This window comes from Bacillus sp. CH140a_4T, assembly GCF_008923725.1.
Lineage (GTDB): Bacteria > Bacillota > Bacilli > Bacillales > Bacillaceae_G > Bacillus_A.
In genome coordinates this window covers 793,483-818,270 of sequence record NZ_WBPF01000013.1, presented here as the reverse complement: position 1 = coordinate 818,270, position 24,788 = coordinate 793,483, and the positions used below count along the sequence as shown (strand labels likewise).

Sequence of the window (24,788 nt, the reverse complement as noted above, 5' to 3'; positions counted from 1 at the left end):
TCGTATTCTATACTTAAAAAAAGAAATATGTTTACTGTGCTGCAGCCATTGGCATACGTACAACTTTTACATCATAGTAAGAGATTTTATTATCGAGAATATAGTCTGGCATCCCGCCTTGATGTGAGTGAGCATCTTTAAATGCTGAGCTCTTCGTCCAACCTTGGAAATCTTCTTTTGCATTCCAGCGTGTGCTAATTGTTACTTCATCATAATCAACTGTATTTTGCGTTAAAAGAACTTCTAATCCTAAAAAGCCTGGCATCGTTTCAACTTGACCTACTTTATTAAAACGATCAATTAATTTATGTCCATTTCCCTTTGTAATTTTAGCTGTATTTGTAACAATAATCATGTTTTATTCCTCCTATAAATGTAGCCTTTATTTTCGAAAACTCATATACATTAAATGATAATGAAAATCATTATCATTGTCAATGGTAAATGTGAAATATATAAGTTTTTTTTATTATTTTGGAGAGTAAGATTTTCATTTCAAAATGTAGTAAATATGTGGCGGTTAAGCGGGAGAATGAGCGAGTTGTACTAGCAAAGCAATAATATGGTATAGTGAAACGAGGTTATTTTTAGCCTCGTTTTTTATATGCTTCCTACGAATTAGAAAGCATGAAATGGAAAGGAAGTTATTATATGCGATCAGAAGTAACTGTAAAAATAAAACCGAAATTTATAAAAGAAATTAAAAGTGGATATCCGCTTATTTTAAAAGATGCGATTCAAAATTTAAATGATGTTCAGGAAGAAGGAACAATCATTAAAGTAGTAGATGAGAAGAACCAATTCATTGGAAAAGGTTATTATGGAAAACAAAATAAAGGGTACGGCTGGATTTTAACGAGAAAAGAAAGTGAACAAATTAATCAATCTTTCTTTGAAAGTAAAATCAAATCTGCCTTACATAAACGAAAGCAATTTTACAAATCAAGTGATACGACAGCATTCCGTGCCCTAAATGGTGAAGGTGATGGTCTTGGAGGCTTAATTATCGATTATTATGACGGCTATTATGTAGTCAGTTGGTATAGTGAAGGGATTTATACTTTCAGAGATGAGATTATAGCAGCTCTTCAAAAAGTAGCAAACTTTAAAGGTATTTATGAGAAAAAGCGTTTTGATACGAAAGGGAAATACATTGAAGGCGATGATTTCGTAGCAGGAGAGCGCGGTGAGTTCCCGCTTATCGTAAAAGAGAACGGTGTGAACTTTGCTGTTTATTTAAATGACGGAGCGATGGTTGGTGTATTTTTAGATCAGCGTAACGTTCGAAAACAAATTCGTGATAAATATGCAAAGGGGAGAACAGTATTAAATATGTTCTCTTATACAGGTGCTTTCTCTGTGTTTGCAGCGCTTGGCGGAGCGAGTAAAACGACGAGTGTCGACCTTGCAAATCGTAGTTTAAGTAAAACGATTGAGCAGTTTAGTGTAAATGAAGTTGATTATGAAGCGCAAGATATTATTGTAGAAGATGTATTTCTTTACTTCAAATATGTAGCTAAGAAAAAGATGAAATTTGATATGGTTGTACTGGATCCTCCAAGCTTTGCACGCTCAAAAAAATATACATTTAGTGCAGCGAAAGATTATAAAAACTTATTAAAAGAAACAATTGCCATTACAGAAAATAACGGGATTATCGTTGCTTCTACAAATTGTAGTGCGTTCGATATGAAAAAGTTTAAAGGCTTTATCGATACGGCATTTAAAGAAATGAATGGCAAATATAAAATATTAGAAGAACATTCATTACCAGAAGATTTCCGTACCATTGATCAATTTAAAGAAGGAGACTATTTAAAAGTAGTTTTCATCGAAAAAATTAAAGGTTAATAAAGAAAAAGGAGCTCGAGTTTACTTGAGCTCCTTTTCTTATTGAACGATATTTTGTACTCTACCGACTTGCCCGTCCTGCAATCGCACTTTAATACCATGCGGATGGGAAGGGGAGTTTGTTAAAATATCTTTTACAATTCCACGTGTTAATTTGCCTGTTCGTTGATCTTGTTTTAATACAATATCAACTTCAAGACCGGGTGCGATGTTAGAACGTTTTTGTCCGTTCATTTATACACCTGTACGTCTACGTTGGTTGTTTGTTTTCTTCGTCTGTTGGTTTTGTAATTTTTTCGTTTCTTGGCTTTGATTTGTATTATTTGAACCATTTCCATTTCCTTGCTTTTTCTTTGCAAGTTGTTCACGCATTAAATCAGCTAAGCTTACTTTTTTGTTTTCTGACATGATAAGTCTCCTTTATATAAAGTTAATTATGAACTATGGTAGTAAATTTCATCATATCATTGTTATGGAAGGAAGGGAAGTTGGTTTGAAAATTCATATAATTCTTCACAGTATTCATTCGTTACGATACAATTGAAATGTTAATGTTTGTAAAAAAGGGGATAGACATATGTCACATCATATTTTATTAGTTGAAGATGATATTTCAATTCAAGAGATGGTGGAAAAGTATTTAATAAAAGAAGGATTTCAAGTTACAATCGCATCTGATGGAGAAGAGGGCGTGAACACATATTTAAAAGGTTCATTTGATTTGATTATCCTCGACATTATGATGCCAAAGCTAGATGGCTTAGAGGTTGTACGTATTATTCGTGAGAAGAGTGCAGTTCCGATTTTAATGATGTCGGCAAAAGATACAGATGTTGATAAAGCTGTTGGATTAGGACTTGGAGCAGATGATTACATTTGTAAGCCATTTTCTATGATCGAATTGGCTGCACGTGTAAAAGCGGGTATTCGGAGGTCTACGAAATATTCGGCTACAGAAACAACAGAAAAGATGATTCAAATTGGTGATTTAGCAATTGATGCAATTAATTTTACGGTTGAAAAAAACGGAAAGCCCCTCAAACTTACTTTAAAAGAATTTGAGATTTTAAAGCTATTCGTAAAGAATCAAAATCGTGTATTTACAAAAGCGCAAATATATACGTTAGTTTGGAACGAAGAGTATTACGGTGATGATAATGTTATAAATGTTCATATGAGAAGATTGCGTGAGAAAATCGAAAGTGATCCATCTAATCCAGAATATATTAAAACGTTATGGGGCATCGGCTATAAGTTGGAAGTGATGTAATATGGTCAATTTGTTACTAGGCATTATTTTTATATTGTTATGTGTCATTTATACACAATATAAAATGAGAAAAAATAGTAGTAAAAATTTACGATACACATATGAAAAGTTAGAGAGCATTGTAAATGAACAAACAGGCGAGAAGTTACTCGTTATGACAGATGATCTAGAATTACAAAAGTTATTAGTGGCGATTAATCATTTATTAGATGCAAAACAGAAAACGAATGCAGATCATGCAAAAGTAGAAATTTCGATGAGAAAAATGCTTTCCAATATTTCACATGATTTAAAGACGCCACTAACAGTTATTCTTGGATATATAGAAATGCTAAATAAGGATAAAACGATAAATAAAGAAGAACAACAAATATTACTTGAAAAAGTACATACGAAAACACTAGAAGTAATGGAACTGATTCATAAGTTTTTTGATTTAGCAAAACTAGAATCTGGTGACAAAGCAATCGAGATGACAAAAGTAAATATGAATGAAGTTTGCCGTGAGAAGATTTTATCTTTTTATGATTTAGTGACGACGAAAGGGTTTCAAGTTCATATTGATATACCAGAAAGAAATATATATGCACTTGGAAATGTAGAAGTATTAGGTAGAGTATTGAATAATTTAATATCAAATGCAATTACATATGGAGACGATGGAAAGACACTTGGTGTGACGTTAAGAGATGATGAAACGAGTGTGTATATAGATGTATGGGATACAGGAAAAGGAATTGATGAATCTCATATTGATAAAGTGTTTGAGCGTATGTACACACTTGAAGACTCAAGAAATAAATTGTACCAAGGAAGCGGCCTGGGATTAACGATTACGAAAAGGCTTGTGGAAGCGATGGATGGAAAGATTCATCTTTCTAGTAAGCCATATGAAAAAACGATTTTTACAGTTGTATTAACAAAGATGAAGTTTTAGCTTGTAGAGAAGTAAATTCTACAAGCTTTTTTTTCAGCGTAAGGAATTTGTAAGGAACGGGTAAGAAAAAAGAGATTTCCGTTGTCTATTATAGAAATATAGAGCAGCGCGAAAGGGGAAAATGACATGACCTATATATTAAAAACGAACCAGTTAACGAAAGTGTTTAAAGGAAAAGAAGTTATTTCTAGCGTTAACATGCATGTGAAAAAAGGAGAGATATACGGTTTCTTAGGACCGAATGGTGCTGGTAAAACAACGATTATGAAAATGATTGCAAATTTAATAAAACCGACGAGCGGTGATATTGAAATTTTCGGTGAGAAGTTAACAGATACATCTTATGAAGTATTAAAAAGAATGGGAACAATTATCGAATATCCAATCTTTTATGATAAATTAACGGCGAAGGAAAACTTAGAATTACATTGTGAATATATGGGCTATTACGATAAAAACGCAATTGACCATGCTTTACATTTAGTGAAGCTGCAAGGGGTAGATAATAAAAAAGTAAAAGATTTTTCATTAGGAATGAAACAACGACTCGGTATTGCAAGGGCAATCGTAACAAAGCCAGAATTGCTTATTTTAGATGAACCAATTAACGGTTTAGATCCAATTGGCATTAAAGAGTTACGAGACTTATTTAAAATGCTCTGCAAAGAATATGGCATTACATTACTAGTTTCTAGTCATATTTTAGGTGAGATGGAACTAATGGCGGATACAATTGGTGTAATTCAAAATGGAAAACTAATAAAAGAAGTTTCAATGAAGAGTATTAACGGAAAACAAACAGAGTACATTGAAATTACTGTTCCTGATGTGAAGCGTGCAGCTTATATTTTAGAAGATAAACTCGGTATAAAAAATTACAAAATAATGAGTGGAAATATGGTTCGTGTGTATGAATTGAAGGTGACGCAGCAAGCCATTTCAAAAGCACTTATTATGAACGATGTGGAAATTGAAAGTATTAATAAGAAACATAGTTCCTTAGAGGAATATTTCTTAAATATAATGGATGGAGAGGGCATTCATGCTTAATGGATTGTTAGTGAATCTAGTAAGTGGATTGGTCGTAATGTTCATAAGTGGGATTTTATATTATAGGAAACCAGAGCGGAAATGGTTGTTAGTTCTACTAATGATAGGAATGTTAAGCGTAGTTACTGCCGGAATAAGAATGTTAGCAGTGTAGAGACAGGTATATAAAGAATGGAGGCGTGGTTTATATGTTTAAATTAATGAAGCTCGAATGGAAGAAACATCAATTATCTAGTTACTTTAAAAGTGTAGCAATTTGTATTATAGCAATTTTCGCTGTAGTAAGCCTTATGGCATTGGGAATGAAAGCCGAGGGAGACGTGCTCTTCTCTGACTTCACACAGAACATGGCTTTAGCAAATATTTTTATTAGGATAACATTCATTATTTTTAGTTCGGTCATTTTATCACGTTTAGTAATTGATGAGTATAAGAACAAAACGATACAACTATCATTTATGTATCCGCTACAAAGGAAAATGCTAATGAGTGCGAAATTAACAATTGTTTTTTGTTTTTGTTTTGTGAGCACGATTATCGCGACTTTCATTATTAGTTTGCTCGTATATTTTGTGAGTCCAATGATGGGACTGATTGAAACACCTGCTACGATAGGTGAAATAATAGCTATCGTTCCAGGTACTATTATAAGTGCATTTATGATATCTGGTATAAGTTTAATTCCTTTGTTTTTTGGAATGAGAAAGAAATCGACACCGACAACGATTACTTCGGCAGTAATAATTGGTATGCTGGTTAGTGGTAACTTTGGTTCTGGAAACGGTCAAGTAAGTATGTTTGATTTTATAGCTATCCCAATAGTGCTCTGTTTATTAGGAATTTTCATTAGTTATCTATCGTTTCGTAAAATCGACAAGATCGATGTGGCGTGAAGCAAGCCTAAAACAAAAAACGAACTGGGGTATGAATGGTGAAAAAAATAATAGTAATTGCAATATTATTCATTACAATTGCTAGTACGGTTTTTGGTTTTAAGGTATTTCAGGGGAAAGATTTTAAGAAAGAAAAGTCTTTTGAGATAAATCATATAAAAGAAATAGAAGTGGACAATGAAAACTGGGATATTGAATTTAAAAGTACAGACGCTAATAAAATAGTAATTTCCGCCCAAGGTCAACAAGTAGATCAAGAGATAGATTCCATCGAAATGGAAAATAACGGAAAAAATTGTGATTAAGCAACAACAAAAGGCGACCAGATTTTTTAATGGTTTTACGTTTCGGAAGAAAAATAGTATATGTATAGCTATTCCGAAGAAAGAAATAGATAAAATTGTATTAAATAATAAATCGGGTGATGTGAAAATAAGGGATATAGAAGTGAAAAATATTGTGACAAAAAGTGAGTCTGGAGATGAAATGGTTATAGGACTATCGGCAGATAAGGGTGAATTCACATCCGAAAGTGGAGATTTAATGTTAAAAGATAGTTCGTTACAAGAAGTAAATATAACTTCTACTACTGGCGATAATTATGTAAAAAATATAAAAAACGAAAATATGAACATCACTTCAACATCCGGTGAAGTATTACTGAAAGATATGAAAGAAGGAAAATCATTATTTGTAGAAACAAAGTCAGGAGATATTGGCGTACGGTATAAAGGCGTTCCGACATCTTTAAAACTTACGGATAAAAGTAATTCGTCTGACGTAATGGTGAATGTAAATGGACTTAAGAAAAATAAAAATACAGAAAAAATAAAAGCGGGAACCATTGGTGATGCAAAAAACGAAGTGAAGATTTTAAGTAAAACAGGAGCGATTTATATCGATTAAAATGTAAATGAAAGGAGGACTATTATGCTACGTCTTATGAAGCTAGAAATGAAGAAATTTAAGCTGGGATGGTATGTAAGGGGAGCGATTATTGCAAATATCGCTATACTGGCATTAATGATCTTTACGAGCATCGTTGCTCAAGTAGAAGGTGATCCGGAAATAAGGGATCCGCAGATGATGTTGTTAACGGCTAGTACATTAGTAAGAGCAACATTTATTATTTTTGGTAGTGTGTTAATCGCAAGGTTAATAATTAGTGAATATAAAAACAAAACAATCCTACTTATGTTTTCTTATCCTATTAATCGGAGGAAAATGATGAGTAGTAAGTTGGCCATTACAGCAATATTAACATTTCTAACAGTTATTTTATCTAACATTTTAGTAGTAGGAATTTTCTTTGGGATAGATAGTTATTTTTCAATTCTTCCTAATCCATTTACAGTAGATCAATTGATGCAAGAAGGAATAAAACTGGTTCCTTTAGCTATTGCAACTGCGGGAATGAGTTTAATCCCATTATATTTTGGAATGCGTAAACGTTCAGTGCCAACTACAATTGTTTCATCTCTTATCGTTGTCTCAATTGCAATGAATAGCAACCCAATGTTTCCTACAGCAACTTTTCTTCCCCTTCAACTAGCATTGGCAGCAATTGGAGTTGTGATTGCATATTACGGAATTAAAAATATAGAGAAGGAAGATGTATTATAAAGTTTCACATGAAACAAGTTACAGAAAAAGACAAGATGTGTAAACACCTTGTCTTTTTCTGTAGTTACATTTTAGGAGCTTCCATTCCAGCTGCAGCCCATTCTTCTTTTGCTGGGCCATATACGCCAGGGACTGTTAAGCCAGCTTGTCGCATTAAAACCGTCATTTGTCCGCGATGGTGATTTTGATGATTAATAAGTGTCATTAAAAATATAGAATTTGGCATAGGACGACCAAAGAAGTCATTAATAGTAGCTAAGTCTTTATCCGTCCATTCGCCTTGAAGCCCTTCGACAAAAGCCACATTCATTTTACGATACCCATCTGCAATTTTTTTAGCAGAAGGTGGAACAGGATAATCTTTCGTTTCTCCTTCAAACTTAAGCCCTGTACCAGATAGTATAACTGGAATTGCCGTTACGATATGCCAAGCAACTCTACCTAATGTCCAGTGCCCAGGTGCAATTTCTTGTGATAAAGACTCATCTGTTAATGCATCGAGCATCTTTTGAGTAGACTCAGCCTCGTATTTCCATGATTGTAGAAAGCCTTCAATAGTTTGGTACATAGTTATCCCTCCTAGTTATGTTCATAGGTTACATTCGTGAAAAAAAGATAGTTTCCTTTAGCTAAGTGAACGAATACAAAAAGAGGCTTCTCATATGAGAAGCCTCTTTTTTATTAACTTACCTTCTTCCCACTCTTCCTCATCAACCATAAGAAATAAGGTGCTCCAAGTACAGCAACGACAAGACCAGAAGGGATTTCTTTCGGGTATGCAATTGTTCGTCCAAGTAAGTCAGCAATGGCAAGAAGGATTGCTCCAAACAGTGCGGAGCAAACGAATAATCTTTGATGATTCATACCAACGACGATTCGTGCTAAGTGAGGTGCTACAAGACCTAGAAAGGCAATCGTACCGACAGCTGCGATATTTACAGATGCAAGTAGTGTTGCTAACACAATGAGGGAAAGGCGCGTTTTATTTACTGGTTGTCCAAGTCCCGTTGCTAAATCGTCTCCAAGTACGAGAACGTCAAGTTGTTTTATTAAGAAAAAGATAATGAGTACGAGAATAAGTGATGGATATAGAATGATATTTTCTAAGTGATTCCATCCTCTTGCATACGTACTACCTGATAGCCATGTTAAAGCAGCAGCCACGTTCAAATTTGCTCTAACGATAAAGATTTGAATAATCGCTGAGCCGAGAGCTGAAATGCCAATTCCTATTAAAGCAAGGGCTGTTGGGCTAAATCCTGATTTCCATGAGAAGAAGAGGACAATTCCAACTGCAAGTAGTCCGCCGATAAATGCACCAATTGGTAGGAAGAAACCAGGAAGTGCGGGAAAGACATACATAATAGTTAAAGCACCAACACCAGCTCCCGATGAAATACCAATAATAGAAGGATCGGCGAGTGGGTTTCGTAATATACCTTGGAAAACAAGCCCGCTTATTGCAAGGCATGCGCCAGCAATAGCAGCAACGAGCATTCTTGGTAAACGAAGGTTCATCATCATATTTTTATCAAATTGTGTTAATTGTCCAGATATAACATTTGTAATACTTTCGATATAAGCGTTACTACCGATTGTAACACCAAGAGCAATCGTCACAATGCAAATTGTGATAGAGATAATGATTACTTTTTTATAAGAGTAATAGCGAGAACTAGCTCCAGCTGCATTCGCTCCGTTATCATTCATATATTGTTTCGATTTCATCATTCGATACACTAAATAAATAAGCCAAGGTGATCCAATCATTGCTGTGACTGCTCCGACAGGAAGTTCAGCACCGGTTGGATCTATTAGTCTACCAACGACATCAGCTCCAAGTAATAGTACAGCTCCCCATAAGAAAGAAGAGAGAAGAAGAGTAAAGTGTTGTCGGTAGCCAATAAGACGCATTAAATGTGGTGCAACTAAGCCAACAAATCCAATTGGTCCAACAACAGTTACAATTACTGCTGTTAAAAAGATTGCAGCAATGAAGGCGATAAGACGTGTTACTGCTGTTTTTTCACCAAGAGAAACAGCAACATCATCACCAAGTAAGAGAATGTTGAGTTTACGAGACATAAATAGTAAAACCAGGAAAGAAATAATGATAAATGGAAAAGCAAATTGAACGCCATCCCAGTTATTTTGAATAAGAGATCCAGCTCCCCATAAAAATAAACCTGCTGTTTCATTTTCATAGAAAAGCTGCATCGTTCCAGTAAAGGCAGAAAGCATTAATGTAACGACCATCCCAGCTAGTGCCATTCTAAGTGGGGTTCCCTTTTTTCCACCAGAAATACGGTATACAAATAAAGCAGTAATAGCACCACCGATAAATGTGAAAAGAAGTGAGTTGATTTGCAGACCTTTCGGTAAGAAAATTGTAGCCGCTACTAGAAAGAAATATGCACCAGAATGAATACCCATTGTACTGGATTCAGCAAGTGGATTTTTCGTTAACGTTTGTAAAATGACCCCAGATGCAGCAAGAGCACCTCCAGCTAAAATGGCAATTACAGCTCTAGGTAATCGAAGCATGATTAAAGTTTGATGCTCTAATGATTGGTTCGGTGAGATAAGAGCATCAATAATCATATTATAGGAAATGTTTGCTTGACCTTGTCCAATATGAATAAAGAAAAGGAGGAGCAAGAGAGCTGCTCCTCCTCCGAATACAAGACTTACTCGAAGTGTATGTTGTAAGCTATTCATCGTGTAATCACTTCTTCGCTGTCATTACATCTGCTACTTGTGTTGCTAAAGATTTTGCAGACTCAGGACCACCGAAAATCCAAGTGTCGCCTTTTAATTTATACATTTTGTCTTCTTTTTTGAAATTTAATCCTTCCCAAGCAGGGTTACCTTTTAGTTGCGTGTCAAAAATGTTATCATCATCCGCTACAATGTAAATGAAGTTTGAATCTTGTACACTTTGTAAAGATTCTACAGTTGTTTGTTTGAAACCATCTGCCTCTGATTTCCCAGCTTCAAAAGTGTTTGTTAAACCTAATTTTTTTGTAACTTGTAAAGCTGTAGAATTGTCAGTCAATATACGGAATGTTGGTACGTTTTTAGCTGTAAATGCTTGTACCATTGCGATGTTTTTATCTTTTAAGTCTGCTTTTTCAATTTTTGCTTTTGCATCAGCGAATGTTTTATCCATATCAGCTAATACTTTTTTACCTTCTTCTTCTTTTCCAACTGCTTTTGCGATTTGTTTAAATGTTTCTGTCATTTCAGCAAAGTGATCGTTATTACTTGTTGATGGATCAAACATAACTGTTGGTGCAATTTGCTCTAATTCGTTTTTAATAGCTTTACTACGGAATGAAGCTGTGATAATTAAATCTGGTTTTAGACGGCTAATTTCTTCTAAGTTTGGTTGTTGACGCGTCCCTACGTCTACAACATCTTTACCTGGTTTTGTTGCTGTATTTACCCATTTATTATAATTCTTAATGTCTGCCATCCCTACTGGCTGAACACCAAGTGCTAATAAGTCTTCTGAATATACCCACTCAAGTACAACAACTTTTTTCGCTGGTTTATCTAACTTTGTTTCCCCTTCAGCGTGCTTAATTGTTATAGCTTGCTTTTTATCGTCTGTCTTTGTTTCTTTTTTCTCCTCTTTTTGCTGTCCGCATCCAACAGCGAATAGAAGAACTACTATGAAAATACTGAGAATTTTCTTCATCTTCTGCCCCCAAATTAAGTATTTTTTGTAATTAGCGCCATAAGTGAAAATGGTTATCAATTACAACACCCAAATCATACTATGAGGATATTTTAAGTGTCAATATTTTTTTAAAATTTTGACGAAAAACAACAAATTATACGGATTTTTATATACTATAGTCGCTATTTATGAAGAATAAGCCTCTTTACTAAAAAAATTGGTGAATATGGGGGAGTTTAAATGGAGACTTGGCTGTGTACGAAAGTGTAATGTGTATGGTTAATAATCTGTGGAGATGGGGCGAAAGTACAAGCAAAAGGAGAGCGAATCGCATGTAATAATTACTAGAATGTATGGAATAAATCTGTGTGTATCCACTAGGTAAAGTATTTCTTTGTTATTTAGATAGGTGTTTTCTAATTCGGTGATTGTACTTAAAAGATCGAATGTAAAGGAAGTGATCAACATGTCTTCATGGAGTAATAATATAAATGGATATTGTGGGTGTAATAATCAAAATGGTGTACATGTTGATTCATGCTGTTTTAGTTGTGATGGGACAGTTCCTAAGCTGGGTCCAACGGGTCCAACAGGTCCAACGGGCTCGACAGGAGCAACGGGTCCAACGGGAGCGACTGGCCTAACAGGAGCAACGGGTCCAATGGGAGTGACCGGCCTAACAGGGGGAACGGGTCCAACGGGAGCAACAGGAATAACGGGGGCAACAGGTCCAACGGGAGCGACAGGAATAACAGGGGGAACGGGTCCAACCGGAGCAACTGGCACAAGTATAACGGCAACATACGCTTTTGCAAATAATACATCGGGAACAGCGATATCGGTACTTCTTGGTGGAACGAATGTCCCGCTTCCGAATAATCAAAATATTGGTCCAGGTATTACTGTTTCTGGGGGGAATACAGTATTTACGGCTGCAAATGCTGGGAATTATTATATTTCATATACGATTAATATAACGGCTTCATTATTAGTCAGTTCGCGGATTACAATTAATGGTGCACCTCTTGCTGGAACAATCAATTCTCCTGCGTTAGCAACTACATCATTTAGTGCAACAATTATTACGACTCTTGCGGCTGGAAGTGCCATTAGTTTGCAACTATTTGGTTTGTTAGCTGTTGCAACGTTATCAACAACTACACCAGGAGCTGTGTTAACGATAATAAGGTTAAGCTAAATAATAACTCTCTTATTCTTTTAAGATTAGGAGAGTTTATACATATAATAAGAAGTTAATGGAGTGAAGCATAGTTATATAAAAGTCAGAATATTATGATTGTAACGTTATGGCGACTATAATATAATGAAAACAACCATCATGAATGAACATTCATTTATTTTTATGTATTTGAAGGGGGAATGAAGGTGGAAAAACCATGGTTGAAAAGTTATCCAGAAGAAATTCCAAGTACGATTTCTTATGATATTCAGCCGCTTCATGGATATGTGGAACAGGTGGCTTCCCGTTATCCAGAAAAGAAAGCGCTTCACTTTTTAGGGAAGGATATTACATTTTCAGACTTCCACGATAAGGTGAAGAGGTTTGCAAATTATCTTCAAAAGCTCGGTGTGGAAAAGGGTGATCGAGTTGCTATTATGTTGCCGAACTGTCCGCAATCTGTAATTGGTTATTATGGTACATTACTTGCGGGAGGTATCGTAGTACAAACAAATCCACTATATACAGAAAGAGAATTAGAATACCAGCTTCATGACTCGGGAGCCAAAGTAATTCTTTGTCTCGATTTAGTGTTTCCAAGAGTAACGAATGTTCAATCTGCTACAAAAATTGAACATATTATCGTAACTCGGATTGCGGACTTTTTACCCTTCCCTAAAAATTTACTTTATCCATTTGTACAAAAAAAGCAGGCAAATCTTGTTGTGAATGTGTCGGAAAGCGAAACGATTCATCTATGGAAATCAGTAGAACGAGAAAGTAATGTTAATGTTGGAGTTCCTTGTGATCCTGAAAATGATCTAGCCCTTTTACAGTACACAGGAGGAACAACTGGATTTCCGAAAGGCGTTATGTTGACGCATAAAAACCTTGTTTCGAACACTTTAATGGGAGCTCATTGGCTATATAATTGTAAAGAAGGAGAAGAAGTAATTCTTGGTGTCCTTCCGTTCTTTCATGTATATGGGATGACAGCTGTAATGAATTTAAGTATTATGCAAGGATATAAAATGGTGCTGATTCCGAAGTTTGATATGAAAATGGTTTTTGAAGCGATAAAAAAACATAAAGTCACACTATTTCCAGGGGCACCGACCATTTATATTGCTCTATTAAATAGTCCCCTCTTAAAAGAATATGATATTTCTTCTATTCAAGCTTGTATTAGTGGATCTGCTCCGCTTCCTGTAGAAGTACAGGAAGAGTTTGAGAGAGTTACAGGTGGAAAATTGGTAGAAGGTTATGGATTAACGGAGTCGTCGCCAGTTACACATGGGAATTTTTTGTGGGAAAAACGTGTGCCAGGAAGTATTGGTGTGCCGTGGCCAGATACAGAGGCAAACATTATGTCACTTGAAACTGGAGAGGCTTTACCTCCGGGTGAAATTGGTGAAATTGTTGTAAAGGGTCCTCAAATTATGAAAGGGTATTGGAATAAGCCTGAAGAAACAGCAGCTGTATTACAAGACGGATGGCTCCATACAGGGGATGTCGGTTACATGGATGAAGATGGATTTTTCTATGTGAAAGATCGTAAGAAAGATATGATTGTTGCGAGTGGATTTAATGTGTATCCTCGTGAAGTAGAAGAAGTATTATATGAGCACGAAAAAGTGCAAGAAGTAGTGACAATTGGAGTTCCCGATCCGTACCGGGGGGAGACAGTTAAAGCATTTGTTGTGTTAAAAGAAGGTGCGGAGTGTTCTGAGGAAGAATTAAACCAGTTTGCGCGTAAATATTTAGCGGCTTATAAAGTGCCGAAAGTATATGAGTTTAGAGATGAACTGCCGAAAACGACAGTCGGAAAAATTTTACGCCGTGTCCTAATAGATGAAGAGAAAAGAAAGAATGAGGATGAGCAAACGGGCTAAGGCCCTTTCTTTTTGAAAAAAATAGGATTGACACTTTTCTAAATAGTCAGTATTATAAGAATATGAATGACTATTCATTCAGTCATCTTCTTGAAGGGGACAGTAAAGTGAAGAAAAATAGACCGAAATACAATCAAATTATTGATGCGGCAGTCATTGTGATTGCGGAGAATGGGTACCACCAAGCGCAAGTTTCTAAAATAGCAAAGCAAGCTGGGGTAGCTGATGGCACGATTTACTTATATTTTAAAAATAAAGAAGATATATTAATATCCTTATTCCAAGAGAAGATGGGAGAATTTGTCGAAACAATTCGTCAAAAAACAGCAGGAATTGAAAGCGCTGTATCGAAATTGTTCATGTTGGTAGAAACGCACTTCTTGCTGTTGTCGCAAAATGATCCTCTTGCTATCGTTACGCAATTAGAGCTAAGACAGTCCAATCAAGACTTACGCCTGAAAATAAATGAAGTATTAAAAGGCTACTTACAAGTTATGGATGAGATTTTAGAGACAGGTATAAAGCAAGGTGAATTCCAAGCGGATTTAAATGTTCGCGTGGCAAGACAAATGATCTTTGGAACAGTAGATGAAGTTGTGACCAATTGGGTAATGAGCGATCATAAGTATGATCTGGTCGCACTTTCAAAAACGGTACATGGGCTACTTATTGCAGCTTGTGGTTATCGTCAATAATGGGAGGGATCATGTTGAAATTCCTATCTGTAAGAGTTGAAGATCATATCGCGGTGGCGACGTTAAATCATGCGCCGGCTAACGCGATGTCTTCACAAGTTATGCATGACGTTACTGAATTAATTGATCAAGTGGAGAAGGATGATAACATTCGTGTTGTTGTTATTCACGGTGAAGGGCGCTTCTTCTCAGCAGGAGCAGATATTAAAGAATTTACATCTGTTACTGAAGCGAAGCAAGCGACTGAATTAGCGCAGCTTGGACAAGTTACGTTTGAGCGTGTTGAAAAATGTTCAAAACCAGTTATCGCGGCAATTCATGGAGCGGCACTTGGCGGCGGCCTTGAGTTTGCTATGTCTTGCCACATGCGCTTTGCAACTGAAAGTGCAAAACTTGGTTTACCTGAATTAACACTTGGATTAATTCCTGGATTTGCAGGTACACAGCGATTACCACGTTATGTTGGGAAAGCGAAAGCTTGTGAAATGATGTTAACAAGTACACCAATTACTGGTGCAGAAGCATTAAAATGGGGACTTGTTAACGGAGTTTTTGCTGAAGAAACATTTTTAGATGATACGCTTAAAGTTGCAAAACAGATTGCTGGAAAAAGCCCAGCGACGACTCGTGCTGTACTAGAGTTATTGCAAACGACGAAATCGTCTCATTATTATGAAGGTGTACAACGCGAATCTCAAATCTTTGGTGAAGTATTTACGGGTGAAGATGGAAGAGAAGGTGTAGCAGCGTTTTTAGAAAAGCGTAAACCTTCATTTAGTAGCAGGTAGTTCAATTATTTTTTTAATATAAATTAACAGAAAATTAAAATTGATAGAATCTTTCTGAAAAACAAGGGGGTAAATGGAATGAACATCTACGTACTCATGAAACGAACATTTGATACAGAAGAAAAAATCGTAATTAAAAACGGTGCAATTTACGATGGCGAAGCGGAATTCATCATCAACCCTTACGACGAATATGCGATTGAAGAAGCAATTCAAGTAAGAGACGCACAAGGTGGAGAAGTTACTGTTGTAACAGTCGGTGGCGAAGATAGTGAGAAAGAACTTCGTACGGCATTAGCGATGGGCTGCGATAAAGCGGTATTAATTAATATCGAAGATGATGTTGAAAATGGTGACCAGTTCACGACAGCAAAAGTACTTGCTGAATATTTAAAAGATAAAGATGCAGATTTAATTTTAGGCGGGAACGTTGCAATTGATGGTGCATCTGGACAAGTTGGTCCACGCGTAGCAGAAGCGTTAAATATTCCGTACGTAACGACAATTACAAAACTTGAAATTGACGGTACAAACGTGAAGATTGAGCGTGATGTTGAAGGTGATACGGAAGTGATTGAAACTTCATTACCAGTTTTAGTAACAGCACAACAAGGTTTAAATGAACCTCGTTATCCATCGCTTCCAGGTATTATGAAAGCGAAGAAAAAACCACTAGAAGAAATAGAATTAGATGATTTAGATTTAGAAGAAGATGATGTGGAAGCAAAGACAAAAACAATTGAAATCTATTTGCCTCCTAAGAAAGATGCAGGAAAAGTGTTACAAGGCGAGCTGCAAGATCAAGTAAAAGAACTTGTATCGTTGCTCCATACAGAAGCGAAAGTAATCTAATAAAATACGAAATTATATATGCAGGAGGGAAAATCTATGGCTCGTAAAGTATTAGTAATGGGTGAAGTTCGTGATGGATCGCTACGTAACGTTTCGTTTGAAGCGGTAGCAGCAGCAAAAACAATTGCAGAAGGCGGTGAAGTAGTAGGTCTTCTAGTTGGAGACAGCGTTGCCTCTTTTGCAAATGAATTGATTCATTACGGTGCAGATCGCGTTGTGACAGTTGAAAATGATAAATTAAAATCATATACATCTGATGGGTATGCACAAGCGTTTTTAGCTGTACATGCTGAAGAAAAGCCAGAGGGTATTGTATTTGGACATACAGCACTTGGTAAAGATTTATCACCAAAATTAGCAGCGAAGCTTGAAGCTGGTCTAGTTTCTGATGTAACTGCTTTAGATGTTGAAGGTGGAAATATTATCTTCACTCGTCCAATTTACTCTGGTAAAGCGTTTGAGAAGAAGATTGTAACAGACGGTATCTTATTTGCGACAGTGCGTCCAAATAACATTGCAACGCTTGAAAAAGATGAGTCTCGCAGTGGTGACGTATCTTCTATTACAGTAGATGTGAAAGACCTACGTACAATCATTCAAGATGTCGTCCGTAAAACTGCAGAAGGTGTTGATCTTTCTGAAGCGAAAGTTATTATCGCTGGCGGACGCGGCGTGAAGAGTGAAGAAGGATTCAAGCCATTAAAAGAGTTAGCTGATGTATTGGGCGGCGCTGTTGGAGCATCTCGAGGTGCTTGTGACGCTGAGTATTGCGATTACTCATTACAAATTGGTCAAACTGGTAAAGTTGTTACGCCAGACTTATACATTGCATGCGGTATTTCTGGTGCGATTCAGCATTTAGCTGGTATGTCTAACTCGAAAATAATCGTTGCGATTAATAAAGACCCAGAAGCAAGTATCTTTAAAGTAGCTGACTATGGTATTGTTGGCGATTTATTTGAAGTCTTACCTCTTTTAACAGAAGAGTTTAAAAAGTTAAAAGTACATTCATGATTTGAGTACCCTTGAGTTCCAAGTGAAGTACCCCTATATATAGAAAAAGGTGAGAGATCCCCTGTCTCTCATCTTTTTAGTATTTAATCCGTATTTTTATATAGTATAAAGGAACACTTTTTTGTTACAATACATAACGATACATATTATTCGCCACGTATATGAGTTAATGATATACTCTTGGTAGAATATACTTGAAGGAGGAAATAAAATGGCAATTGTAAACGCAAATGACCAAAGCTTCGCAGCTGAAACTAGCGAAGGTGTTGTATTATTAGATTTCTGGGCACCTTGGTGTGGACCTTGTAAAATGATCGCTCCTGTATTAGAGGAAATTGATGCAGAACTAGGCGAAAAAGTAAAAGTAGTAAAAGTAGACGTGGATGAAAACCAAGAAACTGCTCGTCAATTCGAAGTAATGAGCATTCCAGCTCTTTTCGTATTAAAAGACGGTAAAGTAGTTGATCAAGCGTTAGGTTACAAACCGAAAGAAGCGTTAGTAGAATTAGTTTCTAAACACTTCTAAAATAAAGGGGCTGCCATTTGGTAGCTTTTTTTATTTTCCTTTTTTACACCTTTCCGTTACAATAAAAGAACGTATGTTGGGTGTTTTGGCATAGTATGTTTTCATGTGAAAATAAAAATGCTAAGCATGTAGAAATGGAGGGTGACGAGTGCACGAACATTTAAAAGAGAAGTTGGCTATTTTACCAGATCAACCTGGTTGTTATTTAATGAAAGATAAGCAAGGAACGGTTATATATGTCGGAAAGGCAAAAGTGCTTAAAAATCGTGTGCGCTCGTACTTTACTGGTTCGCATGATGGAAAAACACTTCGGCTTGTAGGGGAAATTGTAGATTTTGAATATATTGTAACCTCCTCAAATCTAGAGGCTCTCATTTTAGAGTTAAATTTAATAAAAAAACATGATCCAAAGTATAATATTCAATTAAAAGATGATAAAACATATCCTTTTATTAAAATTACAGCTGAAAAACAGCCGCGATTACTTATTACGCGAAACGTAAAAAAGGATAAAGGGAAGTATTTTGGTCCTTATCCGAATGCACAATCAGCTCATGAAACGAAAAAATTGCTAGATCGTATGTATCCGCTTCGTAAGTGCTCAAATATGCCCGATAAAGTTTGTTTATATTATCATATGGGTCAATGCTTAGCACCTTGTGTGAAAGAAGTGACGGAAGAACAAAACAAAGAAATTGTAGATGAAATTATTAAGTTTTTAAATGGTGGACATAAAGAAGTTCGTTCAGAATTAGAAACAAAGATGTATGAAGCTTCAGAGAAACTAGAATTTGAACGCGCAAAAGAGTTACGTGATCAAATTGCGCATATTGATGCGATTATGGAAAAACAAAAGATGATTATGAGTGACTTAGTGGATCGTGATGTGTTTGGGTATGCAGTTGATAAAGGATGGATGTGTGTTCAAGTTTTCTTCGTTCGAAAAGGAAAGCTAATTGAACGTGATGTTTCTATGTTTCCAATCTACGATGAACCAGAAGAGGGATTTTTAACGTTTATCGGTCAATTTTATGAGAACAGCAGTCATTTTAAGCCGAAGGAAATTGTCGTTCCAGGAAGTATAGACTCAGAGTTAGTAGAGCGTTTTTTAGAAGTTGAAGCGACACAGCCGAAACGTGGTAAGAAAAAAGATCTTGTAGAATTAGCAAATAAAAATGCTAAGATTGCTCTTGAAGAGAAATTCTACTTAATTGAACGTGATGAAGAGCGAACGATTAAAGCGGTAGATCATTTAGGGAAGCAGCTTGGGATTGAAACACCTTATCGTATTGAGGCGTTTGATAACTCAAATATTCAAGGGACAAATCCTGTTTCTGCAATGATTGCCTTTATTGATGGGAAACCAGCTAAGAAAGAATACAGGAAATATAAAATTAAAACGGTTCAAGGACCAGATGATTATGAGTCTATGAGAGAAGTTGTGAGGCGCCGTTATACAAGGGCATTGAAAGAGAGTTTGCCTTTACCAGATTTAATCATTATTGATGGTGGAAAAGGTCATCTGGCAGCTGTAAGTGATGTTCTAGAAAATGAACTCGGTTTATATATTCCGATGGCAGGGCTTGTAAAAGATGACAAACATAAAACCTCCCATTTAATTATTGGAGATCCACCTGAACCTGTGATGCTTGAGAGAAATAGCCAAGAATTTTATTTATTGCAGCGCATTCAAGATGAAGTGCATCGATTTGCGATTACATTCCACCGTCAATTACACGGGAAATCTGTCATTCAATCAGCACTGGATGATATTCCTGGAATTGGGGATAAACGAAAAAAGATATTATTGAAACATTTTGGATCGCTAAAAAAGATGAAAGAAGCTTCTGTAACGGAATTTGTCGAAGCGGGTATGCCGAAAAATGTCGCAGAGACGATTTATACTTATTTAGCGGATAAGAAGACGTTGTAGTTTACAACGTCTTCTATTTCCTGGTATAATTTCTGAAGATTTAAAATAAACCTAACTGAATGAAAATACAAAAAAGTCAACTAAACTTATATGTCTAGTTGACTGTAGATAATGCTACACTTCAATGAGATCTTTTATATCCCATTTCACAAGAAATGTAATAGAGTCTGAACGTTTTTTCTTTTCTTCGTAGGACTCTGCAACGACGTTTCGTTGCTTTTGAATTTGTTCAGCGATGAATCCAGCTTCTAATTGATAAGAAGAATGTCTGTTTTGTTTTTGACGTTCAGCAATGAGTGTGCCTTTAAGTTGGAACTGCATTTCACGACGCTTATGTTCAATAATGCTTAAAGTGCCCCAGCCAGCTTTTTCAAAGAACTGAATGACTTCTTCAATTGTTTCTAGTGGATATTTTCTTGCAAGGTTTCTACCGGACCAGTATAAAATACCATCTAAATCGTTACCGATTAAATCAGGTAGTAATTCTTCACGTAGCAATTCATAAGCGAAGGCGTTCAATGAAACATCTTCTAAAGATGTTGTATCGATTGTATTTTTACTCACAATATTCCCCTCTTTCTATAGGGATTATTATATAACATTTCTCATTTATAAAAACAGATTTTTCTTTAGGAAAATCTGAATATATAAAAAGGAAAAAAGAATTGGCAAATTATATGCAAATTATGTATACGTTTTCTTGACGCTTCGACAAAAATAGGAGTAAAATGAACTTGGTATCAAATTATGCTGAAATATTTCGAATAATTTTTTCAGTTTTTCTTATGCCAATAGTGAAAAAACATTATTGTTGTAAACTAATCTGAAAACAGCAGTCAAACATTCAAGGGGGGTAATGGGGACATGAAAGGCCGCGAGTATACGTTTCGTAAGTGGCACTCATTAATGGGGGTCATCCCGGTTGGTGTCTTTTTGACGCAACATTTAATTGTAAACAACTTTGCAACACGAGGAGCAGAGGCTTTTAACAAAGCTGCAGGCTTTATGGAGCTCCTTCCATTCCGGTACGCGCTAGAGATTTTCATCATCTTTTTACCGATACTGTACCATGCTATATATGGCTTATATATTGCATTTACAGCTAAGAACAATGCGGTTTCTTACGGTTATTTCCGTAACTGGATGTTCGTCTTCCAAAGAATTTCAGGTATCGTTACGCTGATTTTCATTTCTTGGCACGTCTGGGAAACTCGTATTCAAGCAATGTTAGGTAAAGAGGTAAACTATGATATGATGGCAGATATTTTAAACAATCCAGCTATGTTTGCATTCTACTTAGTCGGTGTTGTTTCAACAATTTTCCACTTTGCAAATGGACTATGGACATTCTGCATCAGCTGGGGAATTACAGTATCTCCACGTTCACAAAGAATCTCTACTTATGTAACATTAGCTATTTTCTTAGGTCTATCTTATGTAGGTGTGAGTGCATTATTAGCGTTCATCGATCCACAGCTAGCAAACCAGTAAGGAGTGGGAGAGCATGAAAGGGAAACTTATAGTAGTCGGCGGTGGCTTGGCTGGCTTAATGGCAACGATTAAAGCGGCGGAAGCAGGAGTAAATGTTGAACTGTTTTCTTTAGTACCAGTAAAACGTTCGCATTCTGTATGTGCCCAAGGTGGAATTAACGGTGCCGTAAATACGAAAGGTGAAGGGGATTCTCCATGGATCCACTTTGACGATACAATTTATGGTGGGGACTTCTTAGCGAACCAACCACCAGTTAAAGCAATGTGTGAAGCAGCACCTGGTATCATTCATTTAATGGACCGTATGGGTGTTATGTTCAACCGTACGGAAGAAGGACTTCTTGACTTCCGTCGTTTTGGTGGAACGCAACATCACCGTACAGCATTTGCTGGTGCAACAACTGGACAGCAATTACTATACGCATTAGATGAGCAAGTACGTCGTCACGAAGTAGCAGGACTTGTAACGAAATATGAAGGTTGGGATTTCTTACGAGCTGTTGTTGATGACGAAGGTGTGTGCCGAGGAATCGTTGCACAAGACTTACAAACAATGGAGATTAAAAGTTTCCAAGCTGATGCCGTGATTATGGCAACAGGGGGCCCTGGTATCATCTTTGGAAAATCAACTAACTCTATTATTAATACAGGTACAGCAGCTTCTGCTGTATATCAACAAGGCGCATATTATGCAAACGGCGAGTTCATTCAAATTCATCCAACGGCAATTCCTGGAGACGATAAATTACGTCTTATGAGTGAATCTGCACGTGGTGAAGGTGGCCGTGTTTGGACATATAAAGATGGTAAACCATGGTACTTCCTAGAAGAAAAATATCCGGCTTATGGAAACCTTGTACCTCGTGATATTGCAACGCGTGAAATCTTTGACGTTTGCGTAGAGCAAAAACTAGGTATTAACGGTGAAAACATGGTGTACTTAGATCTTTCTCATAAAGATCCGAAAGAACTAGATATTAAACTTGGTGGAATTATTGAAATCTATGAGAAGTTTACAGGTGATGATCCTCGTAAACTACCAATGAAAATCTTCCCAGCAGTTCACTATTCAATGGGCGGACTATGGGTTGATTATAAGCAGATGACAAGTATACCAGGTTTATTTGCAGCAGGTGAGTGTGATTATTCTATGCACGGTGGTAACCGCCTTGGTGCGAACTCACTATTATCAGCAATTTACGGTGGTATGGTAGCAGGACCGAACGCGATTGAGTATATGAAAGGTCTTTCTAAATCATCTGATGCTGTTTCATCTACTGTATATGAGCAAAATGAATTAATCGAAACAGAGAAATTCAACAATATTTTAACGCTTGATGGTAACGAAAATGCATATGTTCTTCATAAAGAGCTTGGAGAATGGATGACAGATAACGTTACAGTAGTTCGTGAAAATAAAAAGCTACTAGAAACTGATGCGAAAATTGAAGAGTTAATGGCGCGTTACAAACGCATTAACATTAACGATACAGCGAGATGGAGTAACCAAGGTGCTTCATTTACACGCCAACTTGCAAATATGTTTGAGTTAGCACGTGTTATTACAATTGGCGCATATAACCGTAATGAAAGCCGAGGAGCACATTACAAACCAGAATTCCCAAATCGTGATGATGCAAACTTCTTAAAAACTACGATGGCGAAATTTGAGGGAGAAGGAAAAGCACCAGCATTCCATTACGAAGAAGTGGATGTTTCATTAATTAAACCACGTAAACGTGACTATTCCTCAAAACATGATGTAGCTGCTAAGGGTGAAGAGAAGGGGGATAAGCAACATGTCTGAGAAAACAATCCGCCTCATCGTTACGAGACAAGATGGACCAGATGCACAAGAGTTTGACCAGGAGTTTGAAATTCCGTATCGTCCAAATATGAATATTATTTCGGCACTGATGGAAATTCGTCGTAATCCTGTTGATTCAAAAGGAAATCAAACGACTCCGATTGCATGGGATATGAACTGTTTAGAGGAAGTATGTGGTGCATGTTCGATGGTGATTAACGGAAAACCACGTCAATCATGTACAGCTCTTATTGACCAGTTAGAACAACCAATTCGCTTAAAGCCGATGAAGACATTCCCAGTTGTACGTGACTTACAAGTTGACCGTAGTCGCATGTTTAATGCTCTAAAACGTGTTAAAGCTTGGATTCCAATTGATGGTACGTATGACTTAGGACCAGGACCAAGAATGCCCGAGAAGAAACGTCAATGGGCTTATGAGCTTTCAAAATGTATGACATGTGGTGTTTGCTTAGAATCATGTCCAAACGTAAATAGTAAATCTGACTTTATTGGACCAGCACCGTTATCACAAGCTCGTTTATTCAACTCACATCCAACAGGTGAAATGCATAAAGCAGATCGCTTACGTGCAATTATGGGTGATGGAGGACTTGCAAACTGTGGTAACTCTCAAAACTGTGTGCAATCATGTCCAAAGGGTATTCCATTAACAACTTCAATTGCAGCATTAAACCGCGATACTACAATTCAATCGTTCAAAGATTTCTTTGGTAGCGACAATAACTATTAATAAATATTGCCTCTTCATGTTGAAGAGGCAATATTTATAGCTTTATTTTTCTGTTTATTCTGTTTATTTTGAAGACGAAAAGGAGAGGGAACAATGAAGAGGATTTCTTATATCGAAGACTTTGAGCAATGGGAAAGTGGTTTTTCATTTTACAATCCTGTAAAAGTTCGTTTTGGTGAAGTAGATATGTTTGGGCATGTAAATAATGTCGTTGCCTTTACCTACTTTGAAGAAGCACGTATCGCATTGTTTAAAGAACTTGGATTTATGCAAGAATGGACACATGAATCTTCAGAAACGATGATCGTTGTTGCAGATTTACAATGTAATTTTATTAAGCAAATATATTTTGATGAACAGTTGAAGGTGTATGTAAAAGCGGGATCGGTTGGGAATTCTTCTTTAGATTTGCATTATATGGTGAAGAATGCAGAAGGAAAAGTTTGCTTAGTTGGTCGTGGAATGATGGTTCAAGCATCGAAAAAAACGGGAAGAGGCGAACCGTGGCCTGAAGAGTGGAAGAAAAAATTACTACAATGATAGAGTGAAA

The 24,788-nt window shown here is 36.4% G+C and carries 26 protein-coding genes and 1 pseudogene; 20 read left to right on the top strand and 7 right to left on the bottom strand.

Translation table 11 applies throughout. The features are described 5' to 3' along the window. Positions 1-31 precede the first annotated feature (31 nt). The gene (gene isdG / locus F8162_RS13005; RefSeq protein ID WP_087996694.1) at positions 32-355 is read right to left on the bottom strand and encodes a heme oxygenase; all 324 of its coding nucleotides are present in this window, start codon (positions 353-355) and stop codon (positions 32-34) included. 296 nt (positions 356-651) lie between these two features. Between isdG and F8162_RS13000 the strand changes: the two genes are divergently transcribed. Next, positions 652-1,851 (top strand): class I SAM-dependent rRNA methyltransferase, encoded by a 1,200-nt coding sequence (locus F8162_RS13000; RefSeq protein ID WP_151633379.1) that lies wholly within the window; start codon positions 652-654, stop codon positions 1,849-1,851. Positions 1,852-1,890: 39 nt separating this feature from the next. On the opposite strand, the gene F8162_RS12995 is transcribed toward F8162_RS13000, so the two are convergent. Both F8162_RS12995 and F8162_RS28720 read right to left on the bottom strand, forming a co-directional pair. Continuing rightward, positions 1,891-2,085 carry a YwbE family protein gene (locus tag F8162_RS12995; protein ID WP_001014310.1) on the bottom strand — a complete coding sequence of 65 codons (195 nt, stop codon included), beginning with the start codon at positions 2,083-2,085 and terminating at the stop codon, positions 1,891-1,893. Further along, positions 2,086-2,259 carry a hypothetical protein gene (locus tag F8162_RS28720; RefSeq protein WP_001293585.1) on the bottom strand — a complete coding sequence of 58 codons (174 nt, stop codon included), beginning with the start codon at positions 2,257-2,259 and terminating at the stop codon, positions 2,086-2,088. It abuts the gene before it with no gap. Positions 2,260-2,428: 169 nt separating this feature from the next. Here F8162_RS28720 and F8162_RS12990 point away from each other — a divergent pair, with 169 nt between their 5' ends. The 7 genes and pseudogenes from F8162_RS12990 to F8162_RS12965 all read left to right on the top strand — a co-directional run bounded on the left by F8162_RS12990 (position 2,429) and on the right by F8162_RS12965 (position 7,624). Further along, entirely contained in the window at positions 2,429-3,121 is a 693-nt protein-coding gene (locus tag F8162_RS12990) for a response regulator transcription factor (RefSeq protein WP_151633381.1), read from the top strand. Position 3,122: 1 nt separating this feature from the next. Then, positions 3,123-4,058 carry a HAMP domain-containing histidine kinase gene (locus F8162_RS12985; protein ID WP_151633383.1) on the top strand — a complete coding sequence of 312 codons (936 nt, stop codon included), beginning with the start codon at positions 3,123-3,125 and terminating at the stop codon, positions 4,056-4,058. 126 nt (positions 4,059-4,184) lie between these two features. Beyond that, complete coding sequence (locus tag F8162_RS12980; protein WP_151633385.1) at positions 4,185-5,108, top strand: ABC transporter ATP-binding protein; 924 nt, start codon at positions 4,185-4,187, stop codon at positions 5,106-5,108. Continuing rightward, positions 5,101-5,262 (top strand): hypothetical protein, encoded by a 162-nt coding sequence (locus F8162_RS28715; RefSeq protein WP_016109159.1) that lies wholly within the window; start codon positions 5,101-5,103, stop codon positions 5,260-5,262. Before F8162_RS12980 ends, F8162_RS28715 begins: the two co-directional genes overlap by 8 nt. Before the next feature lie 34 nt (positions 5,263-5,296). After that, positions 5,297-6,001, top strand: a complete 705-nt coding sequence (locus F8162_RS12975) for an ABC transporter permease (protein ID WP_151633387.1) — start codon at positions 5,297-5,299, stop codon at positions 5,999-6,001. Positions 6,002-6,036: 35 nt separating this feature from the next. Next, positions 6,037-6,907, top strand: a pseudogene (locus F8162_RS12970) (DUF4097 family beta strand repeat-containing protein). 24 nt (positions 6,908-6,931) lie between these two features. After that, positions 6,932-7,624, top strand: coding sequence for an ABC transporter permease (locus tag F8162_RS12965; RefSeq protein ID WP_151633389.1), 693 nt, complete (start codon positions 6,932-6,934; stop codon positions 7,622-7,624). A 64-nt stretch (positions 7,625-7,688) separates the two neighbouring features. Here the strand turns inward: F8162_RS12965 and F8162_RS12960 are convergent, their stop codons facing one another. The 3 genes from F8162_RS12960 to F8162_RS12950 all read right to left on the bottom strand — a co-directional run bounded on the left by F8162_RS12960 (position 7,689) and on the right by F8162_RS12950 (position 11,324). After that, positions 7,689-8,192, bottom strand: coding sequence for a DinB family protein (locus F8162_RS12960; protein WP_151633391.1), 504 nt, complete (start codon positions 8,190-8,192; stop codon positions 7,689-7,691). A 113-nt stretch (positions 8,193-8,305) separates the two neighbouring features. Further along, entirely contained in the window at positions 8,306-10,342 is a 2,037-nt protein-coding gene (gene fhuB / locus F8162_RS12955) for a Fe(3+)-hydroxamate ABC transporter permease FhuB (protein WP_151633393.1), read from the bottom strand. A gap of 7 nt (positions 10,343-10,349) precedes the next feature. After that, a complete protein-coding gene (locus F8162_RS12950; protein WP_151633396.1) occupies positions 10,350-11,324 on the bottom strand; it encodes an ABC transporter substrate-binding protein in 975 nt (324 codons plus the stop codon). Between the two features lie 448 nt (positions 11,325-11,772). On the opposite strand from F8162_RS12950, the gene F8162_RS12945 reads away from it, so the two are divergent. The 8 genes from F8162_RS12945 (at position 11,773) to uvrC (ending at position 20,186) form a co-directional block, all read left to right on the top strand. Continuing rightward, complete coding sequence (locus F8162_RS12945) at positions 11,773-12,504, top strand: BclA C-terminal domain-containing protein (RefSeq protein WP_151633398.1); 732 nt, start codon at positions 11,773-11,775, stop codon at positions 12,502-12,504. 188 nt (positions 12,505-12,692) lie between these two features. After that, a complete protein-coding gene (locus F8162_RS12940; protein WP_151633400.1) occupies positions 12,693-14,378 on the top strand; it encodes a long-chain-fatty-acid--CoA ligase in 1,686 nt (561 codons plus the stop codon). 62 nt (positions 14,379-14,440) lie between these two features. After that, entirely contained in the window at positions 14,441-15,073 is a 633-nt protein-coding gene (locus F8162_RS12935) for a TetR/AcrR family transcriptional regulator (RefSeq protein ID WP_002001012.1), read from the top strand. An 11-nt stretch (positions 15,074-15,084) separates the two neighbouring features. After that, positions 15,085-15,861, top strand: coding sequence for an enoyl-CoA hydratase (locus tag F8162_RS12930; RefSeq protein WP_151633402.1), 777 nt, complete (start codon positions 15,085-15,087; stop codon positions 15,859-15,861). A gap of 78 nt (positions 15,862-15,939) precedes the next feature. After that, positions 15,940-16,713, top strand: a complete 774-nt coding sequence (etfB, locus tag F8162_RS12925; protein WP_151633404.1) for an electron transfer flavoprotein subunit beta — start codon at positions 15,940-15,942, stop codon at positions 16,711-16,713. Positions 16,714-16,749: 36 nt separating this feature from the next. After that, positions 16,750-17,727 (top strand): electron transfer flavoprotein subunit alpha, encoded by a 978-nt coding sequence (etfA, locus tag F8162_RS12920; RefSeq protein WP_151633406.1) that lies wholly within the window; start codon positions 16,750-16,752, stop codon positions 17,725-17,727. 211 nt (positions 17,728-17,938) lie between these two features. After that, a complete protein-coding gene (gene trxA / locus F8162_RS12915) occupies positions 17,939-18,253 on the top strand; it encodes a thioredoxin (RefSeq protein ID WP_001018943.1) in 315 nt (104 codons plus the stop codon). Between the two features lie 148 nt (positions 18,254-18,401). After that, positions 18,402-20,186, top strand: a complete 1,785-nt coding sequence (gene uvrC / locus F8162_RS12910) for an excinuclease ABC subunit C (RefSeq protein WP_000544269.1) — start codon at positions 18,402-18,404, stop codon at positions 20,184-20,186. A 114-nt stretch (positions 20,187-20,300) separates the two neighbouring features. Here uvrC and F8162_RS12905 read toward each other — a convergent pair whose 3' ends face one another. Further along, a complete protein-coding gene (locus F8162_RS12905) occupies positions 20,301-20,750 on the bottom strand; it encodes a YslB family protein (RefSeq protein ID WP_000042225.1) in 450 nt (149 codons plus the stop codon). A gap of 300 nt (positions 20,751-21,050) precedes the next feature. Here F8162_RS12905 and sdhC point away from each other — a divergent pair, with 300 nt between their 5' ends. The 4 genes from sdhC to F8162_RS12885 all read left to right on the top strand — a co-directional run bounded on the left by sdhC (position 21,051) and on the right by F8162_RS12885 (position 24,778). Continuing rightward, positions 21,051-21,677 carry a succinate dehydrogenase cytochrome B558 gene (sdhC, locus tag F8162_RS12900; protein ID WP_000678354.1) on the top strand — a complete coding sequence of 209 codons (627 nt, stop codon included), beginning with the start codon at positions 21,051-21,053 and terminating at the stop codon, positions 21,675-21,677. Positions 21,678-21,690: 13 nt separating this feature from the next. After that, positions 21,691-23,484 carry a succinate dehydrogenase flavoprotein subunit gene (gene sdhA / locus F8162_RS12895; RefSeq protein WP_061677094.1) on the top strand — a complete coding sequence of 598 codons (1,794 nt, stop codon included), beginning with the start codon at positions 21,691-21,693 and terminating at the stop codon, positions 23,482-23,484. Next, entirely contained in the window at positions 23,477-24,238 is a 762-nt protein-coding gene (gene sdhB / locus F8162_RS12890; protein ID WP_151633408.1) for a succinate dehydrogenase iron-sulfur subunit, read from the top strand. The genes sdhA and sdhB overlap by 8 nt, the downstream gene beginning before the upstream one ends. A 93-nt stretch (positions 24,239-24,331) precedes the next feature. Next, positions 24,332-24,778: an acyl-CoA thioesterase gene (locus F8162_RS12885; protein WP_151633410.1), complete on the top strand. Its 447-nt coding sequence runs from the start codon at positions 24,332-24,334 to the stop codon at positions 24,776-24,778. Positions 24,779-24,788 lie beyond the last annotated feature (10 nt).

What these genes read in the sequence shown, in the direction of transcription:
- isdG (WP_087996694.1), bottom strand. Translation starts at nt 355, where the DNA reads ATGATTATTGTTACAAATACAGCTAAAATTACAAAGGGAAATGGACAT.
- F8162_RS13000 (WP_151633379.1), top strand. Translation starts at nt 652, where the DNA reads ATGCGATCAGAAGTAACTGTAAAAATAAAACCGAAATTTATAAAAGAA.
- F8162_RS12995 (WP_001014310.1), bottom strand. Translation starts at nt 2,085, where the DNA reads ATGAACGGACAAAAACGTTCTAACATCGCACCCGGTCTTGAAGTTGAT.
- F8162_RS28720 (WP_001293585.1), bottom strand. Translation starts at nt 2,259, where the DNA reads ATGTCAGAAAACAAAAAAGTAAGCTTAGCTGATTTAATGCGTGAACAA.
- F8162_RS12990 (WP_151633381.1), top strand. Translation starts at nt 2,429, where the DNA reads ATGTCACATCATATTTTATTAGTTGAAGATGATATTTCAATTCAAGAG.
- F8162_RS12985 (WP_151633383.1), top strand. Translation starts at nt 3,123, where the DNA reads ATGGTCAATTTGTTACTAGGCATTATTTTTATATTGTTATGTGTCATT.
- F8162_RS12980 (WP_151633385.1), top strand. Translation starts at nt 4,185, where the DNA reads ATGACCTATATATTAAAAACGAACCAGTTAACGAAAGTGTTTAAAGGA.
- F8162_RS28715 (WP_016109159.1), top strand. Translation starts at nt 5,101, where the DNA reads ATGCTTAATGGATTGTTAGTGAATCTAGTAAGTGGATTGGTCGTAATG.
- F8162_RS12975 (WP_151633387.1), top strand. Translation starts at nt 5,297, where the DNA reads ATGTTTAAATTAATGAAGCTCGAATGGAAGAAACATCAATTATCTAGT.
- F8162_RS12965 (WP_151633389.1), top strand. Translation starts at nt 6,932, where the DNA reads ATGCTACGTCTTATGAAGCTAGAAATGAAGAAATTTAAGCTGGGATGG.
- F8162_RS12960 (WP_151633391.1), bottom strand. Translation starts at nt 8,192, where the DNA reads ATGTACCAAACTATTGAAGGCTTTCTACAATCATGGAAATACGAGGCT.
- fhuB (WP_151633393.1), bottom strand. Translation starts at nt 10,342, where the DNA reads ATGAATAGCTTACAACATACACTTCGAGTAAGTCTTGTATTCGGAGGA.
- F8162_RS12950 (WP_151633396.1), bottom strand. Translation starts at nt 11,324, where the DNA reads ATGAAGAAAATTCTCAGTATTTTCATAGTAGTTCTTCTATTCGCTGTT.
- F8162_RS12945 (WP_151633398.1), top strand. Translation starts at nt 11,773, where the DNA reads ATGTCTTCATGGAGTAATAATATAAATGGATATTGTGGGTGTAATAAT.
- F8162_RS12935 (WP_002001012.1), top strand. Translation starts at nt 14,441, where the DNA reads ATGAATGACTATTCATTCAGTCATCTTCTTGAAGGGGACAGTAAAGTG.
- F8162_RS12930 (WP_151633402.1), top strand. Translation starts at nt 15,085, where the DNA reads ATGTTGAAATTCCTATCTGTAAGAGTTGAAGATCATATCGCGGTGGCG.
- etfB (WP_151633404.1), top strand. Translation starts at nt 15,940, where the DNA reads ATGAACATCTACGTACTCATGAAACGAACATTTGATACAGAAGAAAAA.
- etfA (WP_151633406.1), top strand. Translation starts at nt 16,750, where the DNA reads ATGGCTCGTAAAGTATTAGTAATGGGTGAAGTTCGTGATGGATCGCTA.
- trxA (WP_001018943.1), top strand. Translation starts at nt 17,939, where the DNA reads ATGGCAATTGTAAACGCAAATGACCAAAGCTTCGCAGCTGAAACTAGC.
- sdhC (WP_000678354.1), top strand. Translation starts at nt 21,051, where the DNA reads ATGAAAGGCCGCGAGTATACGTTTCGTAAGTGGCACTCATTAATGGGG.
- sdhA (WP_061677094.1), top strand. Translation starts at nt 21,691, where the DNA reads ATGAAAGGGAAACTTATAGTAGTCGGCGGTGGCTTGGCTGGCTTAATG.
- sdhB (WP_151633408.1), top strand. Translation starts at nt 23,477, where the DNA reads ATGTCTGAGAAAACAATCCGCCTCATCGTTACGAGACAAGATGGACCA.
- F8162_RS12885 (WP_151633410.1), top strand. Translation starts at nt 24,332, where the DNA reads ATGAAGAGGATTTCTTATATCGAAGACTTTGAGCAATGGGAAAGTGGT.